18 protein-coding genes are annotated in these 22,132 nt (G+C 67.7%); 9 read left to right on the top strand and 9 right to left on the bottom strand.

Annotated elements, in window-relative coordinates:
• Window positions 1-232 precede the first annotated feature (232 nt).
• The 6 genes from tkt to A5756_RS23800 are packed head-to-tail and all read left to right on the top strand — an operon-like array spanning window position 233 to window position 7,076.
• Window positions 233-2,323 carry a transketolase gene (gene tkt, locus A5756_RS23825; protein ID WP_066958177.1) on the top strand — a complete coding sequence of 697 codons (2,091 nt, stop codon included), beginning with the start codon at window positions 233-235 and terminating at the stop codon, window positions 2,321-2,323.
• Window positions 2,324-2,338: 15 nt separating this feature from the next.
• Window positions 2,339-3,457: a transaldolase gene (gene tal / locus A5756_RS23820; protein ID WP_066958175.1), complete on the top strand. Its 1,119-nt coding sequence runs from the start codon at window positions 2,339-2,341 to the stop codon at window positions 3,455-3,457.
• Window positions 3,454-4,998, top strand: coding sequence for a glucose-6-phosphate dehydrogenase (gene zwf, locus A5756_RS23815; protein WP_066958173.1), 1,545 nt, complete (start codon window positions 3,454-3,456; stop codon window positions 4,996-4,998). The genes tal and zwf overlap by 4 nt, the downstream gene beginning before the upstream one ends.
• Entirely contained in the window at window positions 4,995-5,906 is a 912-nt protein-coding gene (gene opcA, locus A5756_RS23810) for a glucose-6-phosphate dehydrogenase assembly protein OpcA (RefSeq protein ID WP_066958279.1), read from the top strand. Before zwf ends, opcA begins: the two co-directional genes overlap by 4 nt.
• A complete protein-coding gene (pgl, locus tag A5756_RS23805) occupies window positions 5,903-6,658 on the top strand; it encodes a 6-phosphogluconolactonase (protein WP_066958171.1) in 756 nt (251 codons plus the stop codon). The genes opcA and pgl overlap by 4 nt, the downstream gene beginning before the upstream one ends.
• A gap of 28 nt (window positions 6,659-6,686) precedes the next feature.
• Window positions 6,687-7,076 (top strand): ATPase, encoded by a 390-nt coding sequence (locus A5756_RS23800; RefSeq protein WP_066958169.1) that lies wholly within the window; start codon window positions 6,687-6,689, stop codon window positions 7,074-7,076.
• A gap of 12 nt (window positions 7,077-7,088) precedes the next feature.
• Here the strand turns inward: A5756_RS23800 and A5756_RS23795 are convergent, their stop codons facing one another.
• The 9 genes from A5756_RS23795 to A5756_RS23755 all read right to left on the bottom strand — a co-directional run bounded on the left by A5756_RS23795 (window position 7,089) and on the right by A5756_RS23755 (window position 18,049).
• A complete protein-coding gene (locus A5756_RS23795) occupies window positions 7,089-7,901 on the bottom strand; it encodes a DUF1206 domain-containing protein (RefSeq protein ID WP_066958168.1) in 813 nt (270 codons plus the stop codon).
• Window positions 7,902-7,917: 16 nt separating this feature from the next.
• Window positions 7,918-10,725 carry a phosphoenolpyruvate carboxylase gene (gene ppc, locus A5756_RS23790; protein ID WP_066958166.1) on the bottom strand — a complete coding sequence of 936 codons (2,808 nt, stop codon included), beginning with the start codon at window positions 10,723-10,725 and terminating at the stop codon, window positions 7,918-7,920.
• 45 nt (window positions 10,726-10,770) lie between these two features.
• Window positions 10,771-11,004 carry a preprotein translocase subunit SecG gene (secG, locus tag A5756_RS23785; protein ID WP_040624202.1) on the bottom strand — a complete coding sequence of 78 codons (234 nt, stop codon included), beginning with the start codon at window positions 11,002-11,004 and terminating at the stop codon, window positions 10,771-10,773.
• 31 nt (window positions 11,005-11,035) lie between these two features.
• Window positions 11,036-11,821, bottom strand: a complete 786-nt coding sequence (gene tpiA / locus A5756_RS23780; RefSeq protein ID WP_066958164.1) for a triose-phosphate isomerase — start codon at window positions 11,819-11,821, stop codon at window positions 11,036-11,038.
• Window positions 11,818-13,056 carry a phosphoglycerate kinase gene (gene pgk / locus A5756_RS23775; protein ID WP_066958162.1) on the bottom strand — a complete coding sequence of 413 codons (1,239 nt, stop codon included), beginning with the start codon at window positions 13,054-13,056 and terminating at the stop codon, window positions 11,818-11,820. The genes tpiA and pgk overlap by 4 nt, the downstream gene beginning before the upstream one ends.
• Before the next feature lie 2 nt (window positions 13,057-13,058).
• Window positions 13,059-14,078, bottom strand: coding sequence for a type I glyceraldehyde-3-phosphate dehydrogenase (gene gap, locus A5756_RS23770; RefSeq protein ID WP_066958160.1), 1,020 nt, complete (start codon window positions 14,076-14,078; stop codon window positions 13,059-13,061).
• Window positions 14,079-14,194: 116 nt separating this feature from the next.
• Window positions 14,195-15,622: an NAD(P)/FAD-dependent oxidoreductase gene (locus A5756_RS23765; protein ID WP_066958158.1), complete on the bottom strand. Its 1,428-nt coding sequence runs from the start codon at window positions 15,620-15,622 to the stop codon at window positions 14,195-14,197.
• A complete protein-coding gene (locus tag A5756_RS23760) occupies window positions 15,619-17,430 on the bottom strand; it encodes a DUF3556 domain-containing protein (RefSeq protein ID WP_066958155.1) in 1,812 nt (603 codons plus the stop codon). Before A5756_RS23760 ends, A5756_RS23765 begins: the two co-directional genes overlap by 4 nt.
• Window positions 17,431-17,572: 142 nt before the next feature.
• On the bottom strand, window positions 17,573-18,049 hold the full coding sequence (locus A5756_RS23755; RefSeq protein ID WP_066958153.1) for a hypothetical protein: 477 nt from the start codon (window positions 18,047-18,049) through the stop codon (window positions 17,573-17,575).
• A gap of 259 nt (window positions 18,050-18,308) precedes the next feature.
• Between A5756_RS23755 and A5756_RS23750 the strand changes: the two genes are divergently transcribed.
• The 3 genes from A5756_RS23750 to A5756_RS23740 are packed head-to-tail and all read left to right on the top strand — an operon-like array spanning window position 18,309 to window position 21,946.
• On the top strand, window positions 18,309-19,049 hold the full coding sequence (locus A5756_RS23750; protein ID WP_231989078.1) for a lysophospholipid acyltransferase family protein: 741 nt from the start codon (window positions 18,309-18,311) through the stop codon (window positions 19,047-19,049).
• Window positions 19,050-19,109: 60 nt separating this feature from the next.
• The gene (gene fadD12 / locus A5756_RS23745) at window positions 19,110-20,672 is read left to right on the top strand and encodes an acyl-CoA ligase FadD12 (RefSeq protein ID WP_232005403.1); all 1,563 of its coding nucleotides are present in this window, start codon (window positions 19,110-19,112) and stop codon (window positions 20,670-20,672) included.
• Complete coding sequence (locus A5756_RS23740; protein WP_066958148.1) at window positions 20,672-21,946, top strand: alpha/beta hydrolase; 1,275 nt, start codon at window positions 20,672-20,674, stop codon at window positions 21,944-21,946. Before fadD12 ends, A5756_RS23740 begins: the two co-directional genes overlap by 1 nt.
• Window positions 21,947-22,132: the final 186 nt, after the last annotated feature.

Genomic DNA, 22,132 nt, shown 5'->3' with positions numbered 1-22,132 from the left:
CCGCGCAGCATCTACTACACACGATGGTAGACCGCGGGCCGATAACGGCCTGCCCGCAGGGTCCAATCACGGGAGACTTCTCCCCGATTTCCGAACTGCATGTTACGGGTCGACGGCCACCGCGTAATTTTCACAACAGCCGGTGGCGGGTACCCAAAACCTGCGCTGCAAGAGCCGGCCCTCCCGCACTAGGGTGGGATTGATCAGCTTGATGACCCCAAGGACTGAGTCTGTGACCACACTCGAAGAGATCTCGACGCTGACCCAACCACACCTCCCCGACGACTGGTCCGAGCTCGACTCGGCCGCCGTCGACACCATTCGGGTGCTGGCCGCCGACGCGGTCCAAAAGGCTGGCAATGGACATCCCGGAACGGCGATGAGCCTGGCTCCCCTGGCGTACACGCTGTTCCAGCGCACGATGAAACACGACCCCACCGACACCTACTGGCTGGGTCGGGACCGGTTCGTGTTGTCCTGCGGGCACAGCAGCCTGACGCTGTACGTCCAGCTCTACCTGGGTGGGTTCGGCCTGGAGCTGTCCGACATCGAGTCATTGCGCACCTGGGGATCCAAGACGCCCGGGCACCCAGAGTTCCGGCACACCAAGGGCGTTGAGATCACCACCGGTCCGCTCGGCCAGGGCCTGGCCTCGGCGGTGGGCATGGCGATGGCGTCGCGCTACGAGCGCGGGCTGTTCGACCCCGACGCCGCGCCGGGCACCAGCCCGTTCGACCACTTCATCTACGTGATCGCCTCCGACGGCGACATCGAGGAAGGCGTCACCTCCGAGGCCTCGTCGCTGGCCGCGGTGCAGCAGCTCGGCAACCTCATCGTGTTCTACGACCACAACGAGATCTCGATCGAGGATGACACCGACATCGCGCTCTGCGAGGACACGGCCGCGCGCTATCGCGCCTACGGCTGGCACGTGCAGGAGATCGAGGGCGGCGAGAACGTCGTCGCGATCGAGGAGGCCATCGCCAACGCCAAGGCGACCACCGACCGCCCGTCGTTCATCTCGATGCGCACCATCATCGGCTTCCCGGCACCGAAGTTGATGAACACCGGCAAGGCGCACGGCGCGGCGCTGGGCGACGAGGAAGTCGCGGCCGTCAAGGAGATCCTGGGCTTCGATCCCGAGAAGAAGTTCGAGGTGCGCGACGAGGTCATCGCCCACACCCGCAAGCTGGTGGACCGGGGCAAGGAAGCGCACGAGAAGTGGCAGGCGGATTTCGACGCCTGGGCGGAGCGCGAACCCGACCGCAAGGCACTGCTGGACCGGTTGACCGCCGAGGAATTGCCCGACGGCTGGGACGCCGACATCCCGCGCTGGGAACCCGGCGACAAGGCGCTGGCGACCCGCGCGGCGTCCGGCAAGGTGCTCAACGCCGTGGGCCCGAAGCTTCCCGAATTGTGGGGCGGCTCGGCCGACCTGGCGGGCAGCAACAACACCACCATGGACAACGTCAAATCCTTTGGTCCGCCGTCGATTTCGACCAAGGACTACACGGCGGACTGGTACGGGCGCACACTGCACTTCGGTGTGCGCGAGCACGCGATGGGCGCCATCCTGTCCGGCATCGTGCTGCACGGCCCGACGAGGGCCTACGGCGGCACGTTCCTGCAGTTCTCGGACTACATGCGCCCGGCGGTGCGGCTGGCCGCGCTGATGGACATCGACACCATCTACGTGTGGACGCACGACTCGATCGGTCTCGGCGAGGACGGACCGACCCACCAGCCGATCGAGCACCTCGCTGCGCTGCGCGCCATCCCCAAGCTGTCGGTGGTGCGTCCGGCCGACGCCAACGAAACGGCATACGCCTGGCGCACCATCCTGGCCCGCGGCAACGGCAGCGGTCCGGTCGGGCTGATCCTGACCCGCCAGGGCGTGCCGATCCTCGAAGGCACCAACGTCGAGGGCGTGGCCAAGGGCGGGTACGTCCTCGGTGATCCGGGCGGTGACGAGCCGGACGTCGTCCTGATCGCCACCGGCTCGGAGGTTCAGCTCGCGGTGGGGGCCCAGAAGCTGTTGGCGGACAAGGACATTGTCGCGCGGGTGGTGTCCATGCCGTGCGTGGAATGGTTCGAATCTCAGCCCGAGGACTACCGCGACAGCGTGCTGCCTCCGTCGGTGTCGGCCCGGGTGGCCGTCGAGGCGGGCGTCGCGCAGCCCTGGCACAAGCTCGTCGGCGACACCGGCAAGATCGTGTCGATCGAGCACTACGGCGAATCCGCCGACTACGAGACTTTGTTCCGTGAATTCGGTTTCACCGCAGAAGCCGTCGCGGCCGCCGCGGAACAGGTAGTGGATAACTGAGAAAGGGTGATTCACATGACTCAGAACCCAAACCTTGCGGCGCTGTCCGCCGCGGGCGTTTCCGTTTGGCTGGATGACCTGTCGCGCCAGCGGCTGCAGTCGGGCAATCTGCAGGAGCTGATCGACACCAAAAGCGTTGTCGGGGTGACCACGAACCCGTCGATCTTCCAGAAGGCCCTCGCCGACAGCGATACCTACAACGACCAGATCGCCGAGCTCGCCGAGCGCGGCGCCGATGTCGACGCCACCATCCGCACGGTCACCACCGACGATGTCCGCAACGCGTGCGACGTGCTGCGGCCGCAGTGGGAAGCCTCCGACGGAGTCGACGGTCGGGTATCCATCGAGGTGGACCCGCGACTGGCCGCCGAGACCGACAAGACCACGGCGCAGGCCGTGGAGCTGTGGAAGATCGTCGACCGGCCGAACCTGTTCATCAAGATCCCGGCCACCAAGGCCGGCATTCCGGCCATCACGGCGGTTCTGGCGGAAGGGATTTCGGTCAACGTCACGCTCATCTTCTCGGTCGAGCGGCACCGTCAGGTGATGGACGCCTACCTGGCCGGCCTGGAGAAGGCGCGCGAGGCGGGACACGACTTGTCCAAGATCCATTCCGTGGCATCGTTTTTCGTGTCCCGGGTGGACACCGAGGTCGACAAGCGGCTGGAGAAGATCGGTTCCGAGGAGGCGCTGGCGTTGCGCGGCCAGGCCGGGGTCGCCAACGCCCGACTCGCCTACGCCGCCTACCAGGAGGTGTTCGAGGGTGGCGATCGCTACGAGGCGCTCAAGGGCAACGGCGCCCGCGTACAGCGTCCGCTGTGGGCATCGACCGGGGTGAAGAACCCCGACTACTCCGACACCCTCTACGTCACCGAGCTGGTCGCGCCGAACACGGTGAACACCATGCCGGAGAAGACGATTGACGCGGTGGCCGAGCACGGCGAGATCAAGGGAGACACCGTCACCGGCACGGCTTCGGGCGCCCAGGAGGTGTTCGACAAGCTGGCCGGGATCGGGATCGACCTGACCGACGTGTTCGTGGTGCTGGAGAACGAGGGCGTGGAGAAGTTCGTGGACTCGTGGACCGAGCTGCTGGAGGAGACGCAGAAACAGCTGGGTTCCGCCTCGAAATGAGCCCGGCTCGTACCGCTGCACAATGGCATAACCCGTTACGGGACAAGCGCGACAAGCGGCTGCCGAGGATCGCCGGCCCCTGCGGCATGGTGATCTTCGGCGTCACCGGCGACCTCGCCCGCAAGAAGGTGATGCCGGCCATCTACGACCTGGCCAACCGCGGGCTGCTGCCGCCGAGCTTCTCCCTGGTGGGCTTCGCCCGTCGGGACTGGGAGACCCAGGATTTCCGCAAGGTGGTCTATCAGGCCGTCAAGGATCACTGCCGGACGCCCTTCCGGGAGGAGAACTGGGAGCGGCTGGCCGAGGGATTCCGTTTCGTGCCAGGTTCTTTCGATGACGACGCGTCGTTCGCCCGGCTGGCCGAAACCCTGGACAAACTCGACGCCGAGCGCGGCACCGGCGGTAACCACGCCTTCTACCTGGCCATCCCGCCGAAGTCCTTCCCGGTGGTGTGTGAACAGCTGCACAAGTCCGGATTGGCCCGTCCGCAGGGTGATCGCTGGAGCCGGGTGGTCATCGAGAAGCCGTTCGGGCACGACCTGGAGAGCGCGCAGGCCCTCAACCACTCGGTCAACGCCGTCTTCCCCGAGGAAGCGGTGTTCCGCATCGACCACTATCTGGGCAAGGAGACGGTACGCAACATCTTGGCGCTGCGGTTCGCCAATCAGTTGTTCGACCCGATCTGGAACGCACACTATGTCGATCACGTGCAGATCACCATGGCCGAGGACATCGGATTGGGCGGGCGCGCAGGCTATTACGACGGTATCGGTGCCGCCCGCGATGTCATCCAGAACCACCTGATGCAGCTGCTGGCGCTCACTGCGATGGAAGAACCGGTCAGCTTCAATCCCGCGGCGTTGCAGACCGAGAAGATCAAGGTGCTCTCGGCGACCCAGCTGGCCGAGCCGCTCGACGAGACCACCAGCCGCGGCCAGTACACCGGCGGCTGGCAGGGCGGCGAGAAGGTCGTCGGGCTGCTCGACGAGGAGGGGTTCGCCAAGGACTCCACCACCGAGACGTTCGCCGCCATCACGCTGGAGGTCGACACCCGGCGCTGGGCCGGTGTGCCGTTCTATCTGCGGACCGGAAAACGTCTGGGCCGCAGGGTGACCGAGATCGCGCTCGTCTTCAAGCGCGCCCCGCATCTGCCGTTCGACGCCACCATGACCGACGAGCTGGGCACCAACGCGATGGTCATCCGGGTGCAGCCCGACGAGGGCATCACGCTGCGGTTCGGCTCCAAGGTGCCGGGGACCGCGATGGAGGTCCGCGATGTCAACATGGACTTCTCCTACGGCTCGGCATTCGCCGAGGAGTCGCCGGAGGCCTACGAACAGCTGATCCTCGACGTGCTGCTCGGCGAGCCGTCCCTGTTTCCGGTCAACGAAGAGGTCGAATTGGCTTGGGAGATATTGGATCCCGTCCTGGACAACTGGGCGGCCGACGGCAAGCCCGAGCCGTACGAGGCGGGCACCTGGGGTCCGGAGTCGGCGTTCGAGATGCTGCGCCGCACCGGCCGGGAATGGCGGCGGCCGTGATCATCGACATGCCGGACACCACCACCACCGCGGTCAACAAGAAACTCGAGGAACTGCGGGAGAAGGTCGGCGCCGTGACGATGGGCCGGGTGCTGACGCTGATCATCGCGCCCGACAGCGACGCCATCCTCGAAGAGTCGCTCGAGGCGGCCAACAACGCCAGCCACGAGCACCCCAGCCGGGTCATCGTCACGATGCGGGGTGACGCGTACGCCGACCAGCCACGCCTGGACGCGCAGCTGCGCGCGGGCGGAGACACCGGGGCCACCGAGGTGGTGATCCTGAATCTGTCCGGGGCGCTCGCCGGGCATGCCGCCAGCGTGGTCACCCCGTTCCTGCTCCCCGACATCCCCGTGGTGGCATGGTGGCCCGACGTCGCGCCGGCCGTTCCGGCGCAGGATCCGTTGGGCAAGTTGGCGATTCGGCGCATCACCGATGCCACCAACGGAACCGATCCGCTGTCGGCCATCAAGAGTCGACTGCCCGGGTACACGGCCGGCGACACCGATCTGGCCTGGGCCCGCATCACCTACTGGCGGGCGCTGTTGACATCCGCGGTCGACCTGGCGCCCCACGAACCGATCGAGTCGGCCCTGGTGTCCGGTTTGAAAACCGAACCGGCCCTTGACATCCTGGCGGGTTGGCTGGCCAATTGCATCGACGGCCCGGTGCGCCGCGCGGTCGGCGAGCTCAAGGTGGAACTCGTACGCAAAAGCGAGACCATCGTCTTGAGCCGGCCCCAAGAGGGCAGGACGGCGACACTGAGCCGCACCGCCAAGCCGGAGGCTCTGCTTCCCTTGGCCCGCAGGGAAACCGGCGAGTGCCTCGCCGAAGACCTGCGGCGGCTGGATCCCGATGAGATTTACCAGTTAGCGCTAGAGGGCATTGAGAAAGTGCAGTACGTGTGAGCACCATCATCGAAGTTTTCCCGGAGACACAGGCGCTGGTCGAGGCCGCGGCCCACCGACTGGCCGACAACATCCGCACCGCCGTGGCGGCCCGGGACCGGGCGCTCGTCGTCCTGACCGGCGGTGGCAACGGCATCGGGTTGCTCAAGTCCCTGGCGGGGCACGAGATCGCCTGGCCCAAGGTGCACCTGTTCTGGGGCGACGAGCGCTACGTCCCCGAGGACGACGACGAGCGCAATGACAAGCAGGCTCGGGAGGCGTTGCTGGACCGGATCGACATTCCGTCCAGCCATGTGCACACGATGCCGGCCAGCGACGGCGAATTCGGCACCGATCTCGCCGCCGCCGCGCTGGCCTACGAACAGCTGCTGGCGGCCAACGCCGAACCCGGCCAGCCCGTCCCGAATTTCGACGTGCACCTGTTGGGCATGGGGCCGGAGGGCCATATCAACTCGCTGTTCCCCGACACCCCCGCCGTGCTGGAAACGAGCCGCATGGTGGTCCCGGTTGAGGACTCCCCCAAACCGCCTCCCCAGCGAATCACCCTGACGCTGCCCGCGATCCAGCGTTCGCGCGAGGTTTGGCTGATGGTGTCCGGGGCATCCAAGGCCGACGCGGTGGCCGCGGCGATCGGCGGCGCCCCACCCGTCTCGGTGCCGGCCGCCGGTGCGATCGGGCAGGAAAGCACGCTGTGGCTGCTCGACGAGGAGGCCGCGGCCAAGCTCCCCTCGCGCCCGGGTCAGCCAAGCTAGTCCCGCACCCGGTGAGATCCGGGTCATAATGACGGGCATGGCAGACAGAACCGTGCGCGGTGGGCAAGAGCGAAGCCGGATCAAGACCCTCACCCAGGCTGCGTTGAACGCCGACAAGACGGTGGAGCAGGTCGAAGACGTCCTCGACGGCCTGAGCACGACCATGAAAGAGCTCAACACTTCCCTTTCCAACCTCAACGCCACGGTCGAGCGCATGGAAAGCGGCCTGGACCACCTCGACGGCACCTTGTCGCGACTGGACGATCTCGCCAGGCGACTGATCGTCCTGGTCGAGCCCGTGGAGGCGATCGTCGGGCGGATCGACGGCATGGTGAAAGTGGGCGAAACGGTGATGACGCCGCTCGCGATGACGGAGCACGCCGTGCGCGGAGCTCTGGACCGACTGCGGAACCGCTGAGACCTCGCAGGCCTACATCTTCGTCGACCGGGCCATCACGAAGCTGTACAGCCCGTAGGTGATGAGTCCCAGGCCGGCCGCGATCAACAGCGCCGCCCCATAGTGCTGGGACCCGAGTGTTTTCAGGGCCCCGTCGAGCCCCGTGGCCTTCTTCGGTTCCGAGCGACACGCGGCGATGATCACCAGCGCGCCCGTCAGGGTGATCACGGCGCCCTTGCCGATATACCCGGCCACCCCCAGCCGTCGCACCCAGTCACCCGACTTACCCCGGAGATCGTCGACGAAGTTGCGGGTGGCGCCCTTGTAGATGTGGTAGCACCCGACCACGACGATGACCAGCCCGCCCGCGACGAGCGCGATGGTGCCGCCGGTCGTTTCCAAGAGGCGCGCGCTGATGCCCGAATTCTGTTGATCCGCCGCCTTCCCGGCACCACGCGCGAAACCGAACGCGGAGTAGGCAAAAGCCAGGTAGACAGCCGCCAGCCCAAGGGCCTTCGCCCGCGAGGACGCATCCGACGACGGGCCCTCCGACCTCCGGTCGCATGATCGGCCGAGGGCGGTTTCGACGAGCCGCCACAGGCCCATCGCCAGCAGGGCGGCCGTGGCGATCCAGAGTGCGAGTGGGCCACCCGGCTTGGCCGCCAGTGTCGCCAGGGCGCCGGTCTGGTCCGCGGTGCCGCCGTCGCCAAGCGCAACCCGGATCGCGAGATAGCCGACGATCAGGTGCAGCACCCCGTTGACGACGAACCCGACGCGCGCGAGTCGTTCGAAGACGCCGTTCTGGGCCAACTCAGCCGCGGGGACGGGCGAGGCGATGTCAGGCATGGCTTACGAATGCCCATCACCCACTGTTACGTAACGCGCTGGCCAATCCGTTCATCGTCAGCAGGATGCCGCGCTGCACCAGTTCGTCGTCGTCACCGGAGCGGTAGCGGCGCAGCAACTCCACCTGCAGGTGGTTCAGCGGCTCCAGGTAGGGGAAGCGGTTGAACACCGAGCGGGCCAGCGCGGGGTTGTCGGCGAGCAGGTCGTCATGACCGGTGATCAGCTTGTGCATCGCGATGGTCCGCCGGTGCTCGTCCACGATCTTGTCGAACACCCGGTCCCGCAGTTCCTCGTCCTCGACCAGCTCCGAGTAGTGCGCCGCCAGGCCGAGGTCGCTCTTGGCGAGCACCTGGGCCATGTTGGAGAGCACGCCGCGGAAGAACGGCCACCGCTCGTATAGCTCGTGCAGGATCGCCACCCGCTCGGTCTCGCTTTCGGGCCCGGCCGCGATCCACTGCTCGAACGCCGACCCGGTGCCGTACCAGCCGGGAAGCATCACCCGGGACTGGCTCCACGCCAGCACCCAGGGGATGGCGCGCAGGTCCGATATCGACGACGTGGGTTTGCGTGACGTCGGGCGGCTGCCGATGTTCAGCGAACCGATCTCGCTGACCGGCGTCGAGGCCATGAAGTAGTCGACGAAACCCGGTGTTTCATGCACCAATTCGGCATAGGCGCGCTGCGCCAGGGTGGCCACTTCGTCGAGCACCGCGTAGGCCGGCTCCGCGGCGTCCCCCAGGCCCTCCACGTCGAGCAGCGTCGACTCCAGCGTCGCCGCCACCAAGCTCTCCAAGTTGCGCCGGGCCGCCTGCGGTTCGGCGTACTTGGCGGCGATCACCTCGCCCTGTTCGGTGAGCCGCAGCGAGCCGTTCACCGCGCCCGGGGGTTGCGCCAGGATGGCCTGATAGCTCGGCCCACCCCCGCGGCCGACGGTACCGCCGCGACCGTGGAAGAGCCGCAAGCGAATTCCGGCCTTGCGGGCCACCTCGACCAATGCCAGCTCGGCTCGGTAGACCGCCCAGCTGGAGGCGAGGTAACCGCCGTCCTTGTTCGAGTCGGAGTAGCCGAGCATCACCTCCTGACGCCCGTCCTGCGCGTCGACGACCGCCCGGTACAGCGGAAGCTCCAGCATCGCGTCCAGGATGGTCGCGCCGTTGTGCAGATCGTCGATCGTCTCGAAGAGCGGTGAGATGGCAACCGGGCAATACGGTTCCGGCCCGGACGCATCCAGCAGCCCGCCCTCTTTCAGCAGGATCGCCACCTCCAAGACGTCGGACACCGAGCGGCACATGGAGATGACGTAGTTGGGTACCGCGGCCGGGCCGTAGCGCCCGACGGCATAGGCCGCCGCGCCGACGACGTCGAGCTCCTTGCGGGCCAGGTCGGACAGGCCCCCGCGGTCGCCGACCAGCGGGTGGCGGGTAGCCAGCTCGCCGGCCAGCAGCTCGACCCGCTCGTCCTCGGGCAGCGAAGCGTAGTCGGGGTGCACCCCGGCCCACGCCAACAGCTCCCCCACCACCTCTTCGTGGACGTCGGAGTTTTGCCGCATGTCCAGCCCGGACAAGTGAAACCCGAAGACGCTCACGCCCTCTCGTAGCAGGGCGAGGCGGTCGTCGGCCAGCAACGCACTGCCGTGTGCGCGCAGCGACTCGTCGATGGTGTCCAAGTCCGCCTGCAGCTCGGCCGGCGCGGAATACGGTGTCAGGCCGAGGTCCAGCTCGTGCTGCGGTCGGCTGTCCAGGATCTCGGCGCCCGTCGCGGTGAGCCGGGCGCGAATCACCCGCACCGCCCGCCGGTACGGCTCGTCGGCGCGGGCCTCCTCCCCGCAGCCCTCGGCCAGTTCCGCCAGCCCCGGGGTGACGGGGACGAGTCGCGCCGACATCGACAGATCCTGCTCGAGGGCGGTGAGCTCGGCCAGGTAATGCGACAGCGCGGTGAACGCGGCGCTGGCGGTGGCCTGGCGTACCACGTCGCCGGTCACGTTCGGGTTGCCGTCGCGGTCGCCACCGATCCATGAGCCGGGCCGCAGGATCGGCGCGGCGAGCAGGTCGCTGTCGGGCCACCGGGCCCGCAACGCGTCCCGGACCTCGGCGTTGACCTGCGGAATGACCTGGAAGAACGCCGCGGCGTAATAACGCAGCCCGACCTCGATCTCGTCGGTGATCTGCAAGCGGGACAACCGGATCAGCGCGGTCTGCCACAGGGTGAGGACCTGGCGGCGCAACTCGCGCTCGATGTTGCGCCCGTCATCGGTTTCGGTGTGCCCCTCGGCGTGCAATCGCATCAGCTGGGTGATCCGGTGCTGGGTGACGAAGACGGTGCGCCGCCGGGTCTCGGTCGGGTGGGCGGTGATCACCGGGGAGATCAGGGCGCCCCGCAGGGCGTCGGTCACCGTGGCCGAATCAAGTTCGGCCCCATCGAGTTTCGCGTAGGTCGCGGCTAGGCTGCTGTCCTGCGGCGGCTCGCCGGCGGAGACGTGGATGGCGCGGCGACGTTCCCGGTGGATGTCCTCGGCCACGTTGGCCAGCAGCGCGAAGTGGCTGAACGCCCGGATGACCGGGATCGCTTGGTGAATGTCGATGCCGTCGAACATGCGCGCCACGTCGACCCGCTCGATCTCGGAGCGGCGCACCCGAAACGACTCCACCCGGGCGCGCTCCACCAGGTCGAAAACCTCGTCCCCGCTCTGCTCGCGCACGGTGTCGCCGAGGATGGCGCCCAGCATCCGGATGTCGGCGCGCATCGGCTCTGTCGCCTCGCGACCGACGAGCGTGCGTTGCACGGCGCCGATGGGTTCGAGCGCGATGTCGGAAACGTCAACCATGCGTCCCAGTATCGGTGCGGATCACGCGCTCCGCCCGCCGACGGGTCACCGGTACTTGATCAGCAGGGCCACCCCGATGATGGACACCAGCCAGATGCCGGTGATGAACAGCGTCAAGCGGTCCAGGTTCTTCTCCACCACGGTCGAGCCGGAGAGGCTGGACTGCACACCGCCGCCGAACAGCGTCGACAGGCCGCCACCCTTGGCGCGGTGCAGCAGCACCAGCAACACCACGAGCACGCTTGTGACCACCAGGGTGATCTGCAGGGCCAGCTCCATGACGCTGAATCTTACCGGCGGGGCCGCGGCGTCACGGCAGGGGCCCGCCGGCGGCGATCGCCGCCAGCGTCGCGAACTGCTCACCGTCCAGGGACGCGCCGCCGACCAGGGCCCCGTCGATGTCGTCGCGGGCGATGATGTCGCCGATGTTCTTGGCATTCACCGAGCCGCCGTAGAGCACCCGCACGGTGTCGGCGACCTTGGACGAGGCGAGGGTCGTCAACGTCGCCCGGATCGCGGCGCACACCTCCTGGGCGTCGGCGGCACTGGCCACCCGGCCGGTGCCGATGGCCCACACGGGCTCGTAGGCGACCACGACCTTGTCGATCTGCTCAGCGGACAACCCGGCCAGCGAGCCGCGCAGCTGCTCCTCGCAGTGGCTGACGTGCCCGCCGGCCTCGCGGACGTCCAGGTGCTCGCCGATGCACACGATGGGGGTCAGCTCGTGCTTGAGGGCCGCGGCGGCCTTGGCGGCCACCAGCGCGTCGTCCTCGTTGTGGTAGGTGCGCCGTTCGGAGTGGCCGACCACGACGAAGCTGCAGCCCAGCTTGGCCAGGAAGGCCCCGCTGATGTCACCGGTGTAGGCGCCCGAGTCGTGCTGAGACAGATCCTGGCCGCCGTAGGTCAGCCGCAGCTTGTCGCCGTCGACCAGGGTTTGCACGCTGCGCAGGTCGGTGAACGGCGGCAACACCGTGACGTCGACCTTGTCGTAGTACTTGTCCGGCAGCGCGAACGCGATCTTCTGCACCAGCGCGATCGCCTCGAAGTGGTTGAGATTCATCTTCCAGTTGCCGGCGATCAGCGGCTTGCGGCTCACGCGTCTCCTCCACTTGGTTGCGGCCGCCCGAGAACTTCGATGCCCGGCAGCGTCTTGCCCTCAAGGTATTCCAGCGACGCGCCACCGCCGGTGGAAATGTGCGAGAAGTCGCCCTCCGGGATGCCCAGCGCGCGCACCGCGGCCGCGGAGTCGCCGCCGCCCACCACACTGAACGCGCCCTTGCCGGTCGCCGCGGCGATGGCCTCGGCGACGCCCCTGGTGCCCGTGGCGAACGCCGGGAACTCGAACACGCCCATGGGACCGTTCCAGAAGACCGTCCGGGCGTTGGACAGCAAGGCCGCGAAGCGCTTCACCGATTCCGGGCCGATGTCCAGCCCGATCATGTCGTCCGGGATGGCATCGGCGGCCACCGTCTGCGGCGGCGAGTCGGCGGCGAACTGCTGGGCCACCACGATGTCCCTGGGCAGCCGCAGCACGTCGACGTAGGTGTCCAGCAGCCGGCGGCAGGTGTCGACCATCTCCTCTTCCAGCAGCGACTTCCCCACCGGAAAGCCTTGTGCGGCAAGGAACGTGAAGCACATACCGCCGCCGATCACGATGCTGTCGGCCTTAGTCGCCAGCGACTCGATGACGCCGAGCTTGTCGGACACCTTCGACCCGCCGAGCACCACCGCGTAGGGCCGGGTAGTGGAGCTGGTCAACTGCTCCAGCACCCGGATCTCGTCGGCCACCAGCGTGCCGGCGTAGTGCGGCAGCAGCGTGGCCACGTCGTACACCGAGGCCTGCTTGCGGTGCACCACGCCGAACCCGTCGGAGACGAAAGCCCCTCCGGGCGAGACCAATTCGGCGAGTTCGCGGGCGAGCGCGAGCCGCTCGCCGTCGTCCTTGCTGGTTTCGCGCGAATCGAAGCGGATGTTCTCCAGCAGCAGGACGTCGCCGTCGGTGAGTCCCTCGGCCCGGGCCAGCGCGTCCCCGCCGACGACATCACCGGCGAGCTGCACGTGCCGCCCGAGCTGCTCGCCGAGCGCCGCTGCCACCGGCGCCAGCGACAACTTCGGGTCGGACCCGTTTTTCGGCCGCCCCAGGTGCGCGGTGACCACCACCTTGGCGCCGGCGTCGACGAGCTCTTTCAGCGTCGGCACCGACGCGGTGATCCGGCCCGGGTCGGTGATGGCGCCATCGTCGTCGAGCGGGACGTTCAGGTCGGAACGCACCAGCACGCCCCGACCCGAAACACCTTCGGCCAGTAGGTCTTTCAGAGTAGGAACGGCCATGCTTACAGTGACTTGCCGACCAGTACGACGAGGTCGATGAGGCGGTTGGAGTAGCCCCACTCGTTGTCGTACCAGGACACCACCTTGGCTTGGTTGCCGATCACCTTGGTCAGGCCGGAGTCGAAGATCGAGCTGTGCGGGTCGGTGACGATGTCGCTGGAGACGATCGGGGCGTCGTAGTACTTCAGGATGCCCTTCAGCTTGCCTTCCGCTGCGGCCTTGAAGGCGGCGTTGATGTCTTCGGCGCTGGCGGATTTCGACAGCTCGGCGGTGAGGTCGGTCACCGAGCCGGTGGGGATCGGCACCCGCAACGCGTACCCGTCGAGCTTGCCCTTCAGCTCCGGCAGCACCAGCCCGATGGCCTTGGCCGCGCCGGTGGAGGTCGGCACGATGTTCAGCGCGGCGGCGCGCGCCCGGCGCAGGTCCTTGTGCGGCCCGTCCTGCAGGTTCTGGTCCTGGGTGTAGGCGTGGATGGTGGTCATCAGCCCCTTGACGATGCCGAACTCGTCGTTGAGGACCTTGGCCAGCGGCCCGAGGCAGTTCGTGGTGCACGACGCGTTGGAGATGATGTTCTGGCTGCCGTCGTACTTCTCGTCGTTGACGCCCAGGACGATGGTGATGTCCTCGTCGGTGGCGGGCGCCGAGATGATCACCTTCTTGGCGCCGGCGTCCAGGTGGCCCTTGGCCTTGGCGGCGTTGGTGAACAGGCCGGTGGATTCCACGACGACGTCGACGCCCAGGTCGCCCCACGGCAACGCTGCCGGACCCTCCCTGACCTCGAGGGCCTTGATCTTGTGCGGGCCCACCACGATGGTGTCCTGGCCTTCCAGGCTGACGTCGTAGGGCAGCCGGCCCAGGATCGAGTCGAATTTGAGCAGATGCGCCAGTGTGTGGTTGTCGGTGATGTCGTTGACCGCCACCACCTCGATGTCGGCGGTGCCCTGCTCCTGTTGGGCCAGTAGGGCCCGGTAGAAATTGCGTCCGATTCGACCGAAGCCGTTGATGCCTACTCGGACCGTCACTTGATCTCTCCCTGTCTTGGCGATGTCTTTACTGAGTCCGCTGAATACGCGCTCGTGGTCAGCCTAGATGAGCAACATGCGCGGTTGCCGCCCCGGTTCCCGCGGACAATGTGACCTCAGTCGCGGCGGGTCTTTTTCAGCCACTTCAGCGCCGACTCGGCGGCGTGGTAACCGCACAGGCCATGGATGCCGGCCCCCGGCGGCGTGGACTGTGAGCACAGGTAGACGCCTGGCACCCCGGTGGCGTAGGGATCGACGGCGATGCGGGGGCGGAAGATCACCTGCAGCCCGTCGTTGGCGCCGCCGATGATGTCGCCGCCGATGAAGTTCGCGTTGTAGGCCTGCAACTCGGCGGGCCCCTTGCTGACCGTCGCCAGGACGCGGTCGGAGAACCCCGGCGCGAACCGCTCGATCTGGCCGACGACGGCGGCGGTGGCGTCGCCGTCGTAGCCGAACGGCACGTGCGCGTACGCCCAGATCGGGTTGACGTTGCCCGCCGAGCGGGACGGGTCGGCAAGGTACTGCTGCCCGAGGAGCACAAAGGGCCGGTCGGCCATCTTGCCCTGCGCGCGTTGACGTTCGGTGTCCGCCATCTCGGCGAACGTGCCGCCCAGGTGCACGGTGCCGGCCCGGGCGCAATCGGGGTTGGTCCATGGGATGTCGCCCTCGATGGCGAAGTCGATCTTGAACGCCGACGAGCCCTCGCGGTACCGCCGATACGACCGCCTGATCCGGCCCGGCATCACGTCGCCGTAGATGGCGAGCGCCGCGGCCGGGCTGAGGTCGAGCATGACGATGTCGGCGTCCGGGATGTCTTTGCGACTGCTGACGGTCACCCCGGTCGCCACCGAGCCGCCGTACTCCTGCAGGGCCGCGGAAAGCGCTTGGCTGATCGACCCGGAGCCCCCTTGCGCGACGGGCCAGCCGTAGCGGTGTCCACTGGCCAGGATCATCAACCCCAGGGACGCGGTGAGCGGCCGGTCGAGCCGGGTGTAGACGTGCGCGGCCGCGCCGCCGAAGAGCGCGCGCGCCTGCTCGGTGCGGAACCAGCGGGCCATGGTGGTGGCCGGCAGCAGCGCCCGCGGCCCAAAACCGGCCAGGCGGAGCGGGTGACGCGGGATGCCCAGCACCGGCCCCATGAGATCCTCGGCCAGTTCATCGAATCCCGCCGCCAGATCCCCTATCGCCCGCCGCCAGCGGGCGCCGTCGGCCCCCATCCGGGCCACGGTCTCATCCAGCGACTGATAGAGCACGCCGGCGGTGCCGTCGTCGAGCGGGTGCGCGCAGTCGACCTCCGGCCACTTCCACCGCAGCCCGTAGCGCTGCAGGTCGATCTCCTTCCAGAACGGCGAACCGACGCCCAGCGGGTGGAACGCCGAGCAGTGGTCGTGGATGACGCCGGCCATCGTCAATTCGCCGGAGCGGGCTCCCCCGCCGACGGTGTCGCACGCCTCGAGCACCTGCACGTCGACGCCGTGACGGGCGAGGTGGATCGCCGCCGCCAGGCCGTTGGGGCCGGCGCCGACCACGACGGCGGTGGTCATCGAGCGCTGCGTTGCGTGGTCCGCGGCGATCGCGAGCGCGGCGGAGCCGGGCGCGGCGGGTCGCCGCCATCGATCACATGCACGGGCAACTCGTCACCGGGCTCCGGCCACGGCTGGCGGGCGAGCATGTCCTCGACGTTGACATAGCCTTCCTCGATCAGTCCGGCCTTGGCGTCGAAGATGCGGTACCACTGCTTCTGGATGTGGATGGGCTGTCCCTCGAGGACGATCACCCGCACGTCGCCGTCCTCGAAGTGGCAACGGCGCTGCACGGCTTCGAGCAGCTGCTCGTTGTGCAGATGGCCCTCGCCGAAGTTCCAGCCGACGAGCGGCCCGGCGACGATTTCGCCCTCGCGGATCTTGTAATTGGCTTCGTCGGCCTCTCCCCCCAGGGCGCGAGGCACCAGGGCGTTGAGCGCGCGGCCGTGCACGTGCATGGCCCGGAAGGCGGCCGTCTTGTCCGCCATGATCTCCGCGGTCTCGGGGTCGTAAAGCCGGGCCAGCTGGTTGACGACGAGGGCGGAGCTCTTGACGATCTCGGCGTCGACCTTCTCCTCCGCGCCGGTGCGGAAGCACCACACGCTGGACGCCCAGTTGCCGGCGTAATACCTCATCGCGGGGAGGAACGAAATCTTCTTGGGGAACATGTTTCCCGCGATCACGAGTGCCACCGTGGCGATGACGAGGGCCCACAGCAGCGGCGAACGCAGGTCGGTGGCACGGATCGAGGCGTAGTGCCCGAACAGATAGAAGAGCGAGAAGATGAAGAAGACGTTCCACTCCAACGGAACTCCCATCGGGAGGTTGGAAATGATGTTGAGGTGGAAGATCACCATGAATCCGATCAGGAACCACCGCCACGGGTGATCGCCGGCGAAGAAGACCAGCACCGTCGGAACCACGAATTCGGCTGTGGTGCCACCGACGTGGGCCATCATCTTCGGCAACCAGGTGGGACGCAGATCGTTGATGTGGTCGCGGTACAGCATGTGCTTGATCGGGTTGAACAGTTTGGGCCGCAGCAGCGCGTTATTGCTCGTCATGACCGACACCACATACGGGAAGTGGTGGTTGAGCTTGGATGTTGCGGCGCCCCACCACAACAACAGCATGATGAGCTTGTATGCCGCGATCTGATCGGTGAACGGGAAGAAGAACACGAACAGCTTTAGCCAGTAGTGCTCGCCCCGCGCGGCCAGGAAAATGGTCTTGTCGCGCAGGCCCAGGACCGCTAGCGCGACGATCGTCGGGATGACGCGGACGGGGTCGATCAGACCAACGTCGCCGGCAGCGGTGACCGGCCCGCCGTGGCCGGGCGACAGCAGCGCCCACACCCCGCCGGCCAAAACGATTGCGTACAGCGCAACGTCGACGACGGTACGGCTGTCACCGGCGGTGAACGGCACCTTCCCAGGCCACGCCGGCAGCCGAATCGTGTTGGGCCGCAGCCAGTACAAGATTCCGCCGATGGGCGGCATGAACCGTCCAGTGAGCGGGCCGGACCCACAACCCAGGCCCGTCACCTCGAACAGCAGCGTGAAGACGATGACCTTCTGGTAGACGATCGGCTGCGTCCACCAGTCGGCGATGCGGCCGAGGCCGCCGAGGCCCGGGGTCAGCGAGATGATCGCGGCGGGGACGGCGATGTACAGGGCGATCTTGATCAGGTACAGCAGATACACGGCATACGGTGTCCCGAAGCCGTGTTCCGCCCAGTGCCGCGTCACGACCTGCAGCCGGGTGGCCCGGGGCAGTGTGGGCCAGGTCTTGCGATCGACGTCGGGAAGGTCCGGTGTCATGAATCCCATGGGCGGCCTCGCTCGGTGTCGGAAGAAACCAGTTGGCCCGTCAAATGTATCGGCACCGCCGCTCGGCTGGGGCTGAATCGGCGCGACGCGCCCCGTCGTCGGTCACCCAAGCAACGAAAATTGCTGCGCGATAAGCGAATTGCTACCGAACCGCGGAGCGTGGCCGTGCAGAGAGGGCGGCGGGGTCCCCCGGCGTCCGGCGAACAAACCGGCGGCGCAACTTCTCGAGCATGCCGTCGAGATTGTCCCGGTCCTGTTCCTCGATTCGCGCCATCCGGCGAAGGTTGCAGACGGCGTCGACGTCGCCGCTGGCTTGCGCGGCGACGATCGCCTTCCGGTAGTCGTCGAGCCGCTGTTCGATGAGCCTGCGGTTCTGCGAGAGCAGCCGCACGAAGTAGTCGGCCTGGCGGTGGTCCGCCGCGTCCGGGGTGGTCGGATCGACGTCACCGGCCGGGCGGTCGGTGGCCGGTGCGGACGGCGCGGGTCCCTGACTGCGACGGGCCGGTTCGGTGCGAACCACGCTGGCATGGGGCCGCCGGGAGCGCCGGTCGCTGGGGGCACTCCTGCGCGCGCCTCCCGAGCGGGCGTTGCGCTCGGGGGACAAACCGGCAACGTCCATCGGGTCCCGTTTCTCGAGATTTCACTGAGGGCGTCGTAACAATAGCGCCGGGAACCGGCGGGCACCATATCCGCGGACGCGGAAAGAGATAAACACCATGACGGCCGCCGCGCGCCGGTCGCTACCATCGAGGAACTCAACGCGGCCCCTCATACCTAGGGCGGCCTCGCGGGAGCGTCAAGGGAGGAACGTGACCGACAACGATCACTCCGATGTCGGCGACATCGGCAAATTCGACCCCGTCTTGACCCAGCGCCTGATGAGCGTGATGCGCCCGGCCATGAAGACATACTTCCGGTCGGAGGTGCACGGCCTGGGTTCGTTCCCGCCCGGCGGGGCGCTGGTCGTCGGCAACCACTCCGGCGGCATGTTCCCGATGGACGTTCCCATCTTCAGCGTCCACTTTTACGAGAAGTTCGGCTACGACCGGCCGATCTACACGCTGAGCCACGACATCCTCATGACCGGCCCCACCGGCGAGTTCTTCCGCCGCACCGGATACATCCGGGCCAGCCGGGAGAACGCGGCCAAGGCCTTGCGGTCCGGCGGGGTGGTCATCGTCTTCCCGGGCGGCGACTACGACGCATACCGGCCCACGCTCTCGGAGAACGTCATCGACTTCGACGGCCGGAAGGGATACGTCAGGACGGCCATCGAGGCCGGCGTCCCGATCGTGCCCGCGGTATCCATCGGCGGACAGGAGACGCAGCTCTACCTGTCGCGCGGCACCTGGCTGGCCGAGCGGTTGGGGGTGAAACGCTTGCTGCGCAGCGCCATCCTGCCGCTGTCGTTCGGCTTCCCCTTCGGCTTCAGTGCGGTGATCCCGCCCAATCTGCCGCTGCCCACCAAGATCGTCACGCAGGTGCTGAAGCCGATCGACATCACCGCGCAATTCGGTGACGACCCGGACGTCGACGAGGTCGACGAGCATGTGCGATCGGTGATGCAGCAGGCCCTCAAGGACCTCGCCGCCAAGCGACGTTTCCCGATTCTGGGCTGAACCGTGGCCTCTCCGATCAACCAAGCCCTCGGCCTCCTCACCACCCTGCGGCGCGCCGGCATGATCGCCCCGATGCGGCCCGACCGCTACCTGAAGATCGCCGCCGCCATGCGCCGCGAGGGCATGGGGATGACCGTGGGCTTCGCCAGCGCTGCGCAACGCTGCCCCGACCGGGCGGGCCTGGTCGACGAGCTCGGCACGCTGACCTGGCGCCAGCTCGACGAGCGGATCAACGCGCTCGCCGCGGCGCTGCAGGATCTGCCGTCAGGGCAACCCAAGGTCGTCGGGATCATGTGCCGCAACCACCGCGGCTTCGTCGAGGCGGTGGTGGCCACCAACCGGATCGGCTCCGACGTCGTGCTGCTCAACACGTCGTTCGCCGGACCGGCCCTCGCCGAGGTGGTCAACCGCGAAGGCGTCGACGCCGTCATCTACGACGAGGAGTTCACCGAGACGGTCGACCGCGCGCTGGCCGACAAGCCGGACGCCACCCGCATCGTGGCCTGGACCGACGGGCAGCACGAGCTGACCGTCGAGAAGCTCATCACCGATCACAGCGGCCAACAGCCCGAGCGCACCGGCCGCAAGGGCAGGATGATCCTGCTGACCTCCGGCACCACCGGAACTCCCAAGGGCGCCAATCAAACCGGGGGCAACGCCGGCATCGGCACCCTCAAGGCCATCCTGGACCGGACGCCGTGGCGAGCCGAGGAGACGGTGGTGGTCGTGGCGCCGATGTTCCACGCGTGGGGCTTTTCCCAGTTGATCTTCGCGGCGTCGATGGCGTGCACGGTGGTCACCCGGCGCAAGTTCGACCCGGAGGCGACGCTGGACCTCATCGACCGGAACCAGGCGACCGGGTTGGCGGTGGTGCCGGTGATGTTCGACCGCATCATGGAGCTGCCGCCCGAGGTGCGAAAGCGGTACAGCTGCAAGTCATTGCGATTCGCGGCGGCATCCGGCTCGCGGATGCGACCCGACGTCGTGACTGCGTTCATGGACGAGTTCGGCGACGTGATCTACAACAACTACAACGCCACCGAAGCCGGCATGATCGCCACCGCCACCCCGCAGGACCTGCGGGCGGCACCCGACACCGCGGGCCGCCCGGCAGGCGGGACCGAAATCCGGATCCTGGACAGCGATTTCAACGAACTGCCCGCCGGTGAGGTCGGCACCATCTACGTGCGCAACGACACCCAGTTCGAGGGATACACCTCGGGCACCACCAAGGATTTTCACGCGGGGTTCATGTCGTCGGGCGATGTCGGCTACCTCGACGAGGCCGGCCGGTTATTCGTGGTCGGCCGCGACGACGAGATGATCGTCTCCGGCGGCGAGAACGTCTATCCGATCGAGGTCGAGAAGACGCTGGCGGCGCACCCCGACGTGGCCGAGGCCGCGGTCATCGGCGTCGACGATGAGCAGTATGGCCAGCGTTTGGCGGCATTCGTCGTTTTGAGCGCGGGCGCCCAGGCCACGCCCGAGACGCTCAAGCAGCATGTCCGGGAAAACCTGGCCAACTACAAAGTGCCCCGCGAGATCGCCGTCCTCGACGAACTCCCGCGGGGCAGCACCGGCAAGATCCAGCGCAACGAACTGCAATCTCGGGTCAACGGCTGATGCGCCGCCGCCTCTCGGACCTGCGGCGCCCCCGGCCGCTGGCACGCGCCGCACTGGAACTGGCCAACGCCGCCAACGGATTACGGCCGCTGGCGCGCAAGGGTTACAGCACCGTGCTGGTCTTCTGGTTCGGTTGGCCGACGTCGGAGGTGCCTGGCATCTACTTCTCCGTCTCGCTGCTGGACGCGCTGCGACGCGCGCGGCGCGGCCACTTCGCGGGGCGGCGCGGCAAGGCGGCGCTGGCCATGACGGCCGCGTCGTGGGCGATCCTGGGGGTGATCCGTTACCGCGCCATCACCACCCCCGGCCCGGTGCTCGAGGCGGGCCTGCGCGAGCAGCTCGGTCACGACTACGAAGAGGCGCTGGGCAAGCTGCCGCACGCCAAGCCCACGCGCAGCGGGCGGCGCAGCCTCCCGCTGGGCAACACCGTGGCGCGCCGGCGGTACGTCGAGAAGACGAACGTGGTGTCCTACGGCCCGAACGGCCGCGCCAACCTCGCCGACATCTGGCGCCGCCGCGACCTGCCGCGGGACGCCAAGGCTCCCGTGCTGCTGCAAGTGCCGGGCGGGGCCTGGATGATCGGGATGCGCCGGCCGCAGGCCTACCCGCTGATGAGCCACCTGGCCGCCCGCGGCTGGGTGTGCGTGTCGATCGGGTATCGCGTCTCCCCCCGCCATACCTGGCCGGACCACATCGTCGACGTCAAACGCGCGCTGGCGTGGGTCAAGGAGAACATCGCCGACTACGGCGGTGACCCCGACTTCGTCGCGGTCACCGGCGGCTCCGCGGGCGGACACCTGTGCGCATTGGCGGCGTTGACCCCCAACGACCCGCAATTCCAGCCGGGCTTCGAAGAAGCCGACACCTCGGTGGCGGCCGCCGTCCCGATCTACGGCCGCTACGACTGGTTTTCCACCGAGGGCGAAGGCCGCCCCGAATTCGTTTCCCTGCTCGAAAAGTTCGTGGTGAAGCGGGAATACGATGCGCACCGCGACGTCTACGTCGACGCCTCGCCGATCCGGCGGCTGCGGGCCGACGCGCCGCCGTTCTTCGTCCTGCACGGCTGCGACGATTCGCTGATCCCCGTCGGCGAGGCCCAGGAGTTCATCGAGGAGCTGCGCGCGGTGTCGAAGTCCCCTGTCGCGTACGCCGAATTACCAAGCGCGCAGCACGCTTTCGACATCTTCAGTTCGCCCAGGGCGCATCGATCCGCCGAGGCCGTCGCGCGGTTCCTGTCCTGGGTGTACGCGACGAACCCACCCGACCGCGACTAGCCGAGCATCCCGCACTTTCTCGCAAATCCCTTGTGTCACTTTGGCTTCAGAGGTCACAATGTGGTCTTTTTTGTCGGTGGGTGTTCGTAGGGTTTGAGGGGTGGGTGTTAGTAGTCGTGAGGAGATCGTCGAGGTTTTCGACGCGCTCGACGACGACGTGGATCGGTTGTGCGGGTTGTCTTTTGA

Source organism: Mycobacterium sp. 852002-53434_SCH5985345 (assembly GCF_001667155.1).
Classification (GTDB): Bacteria; Actinomycetota; Actinomycetes; order Mycobacteriales; family Mycobacteriaceae; genus Mycobacterium.
This window is presented reverse-complemented; position numbering and strand designations above follow the sequence as displayed.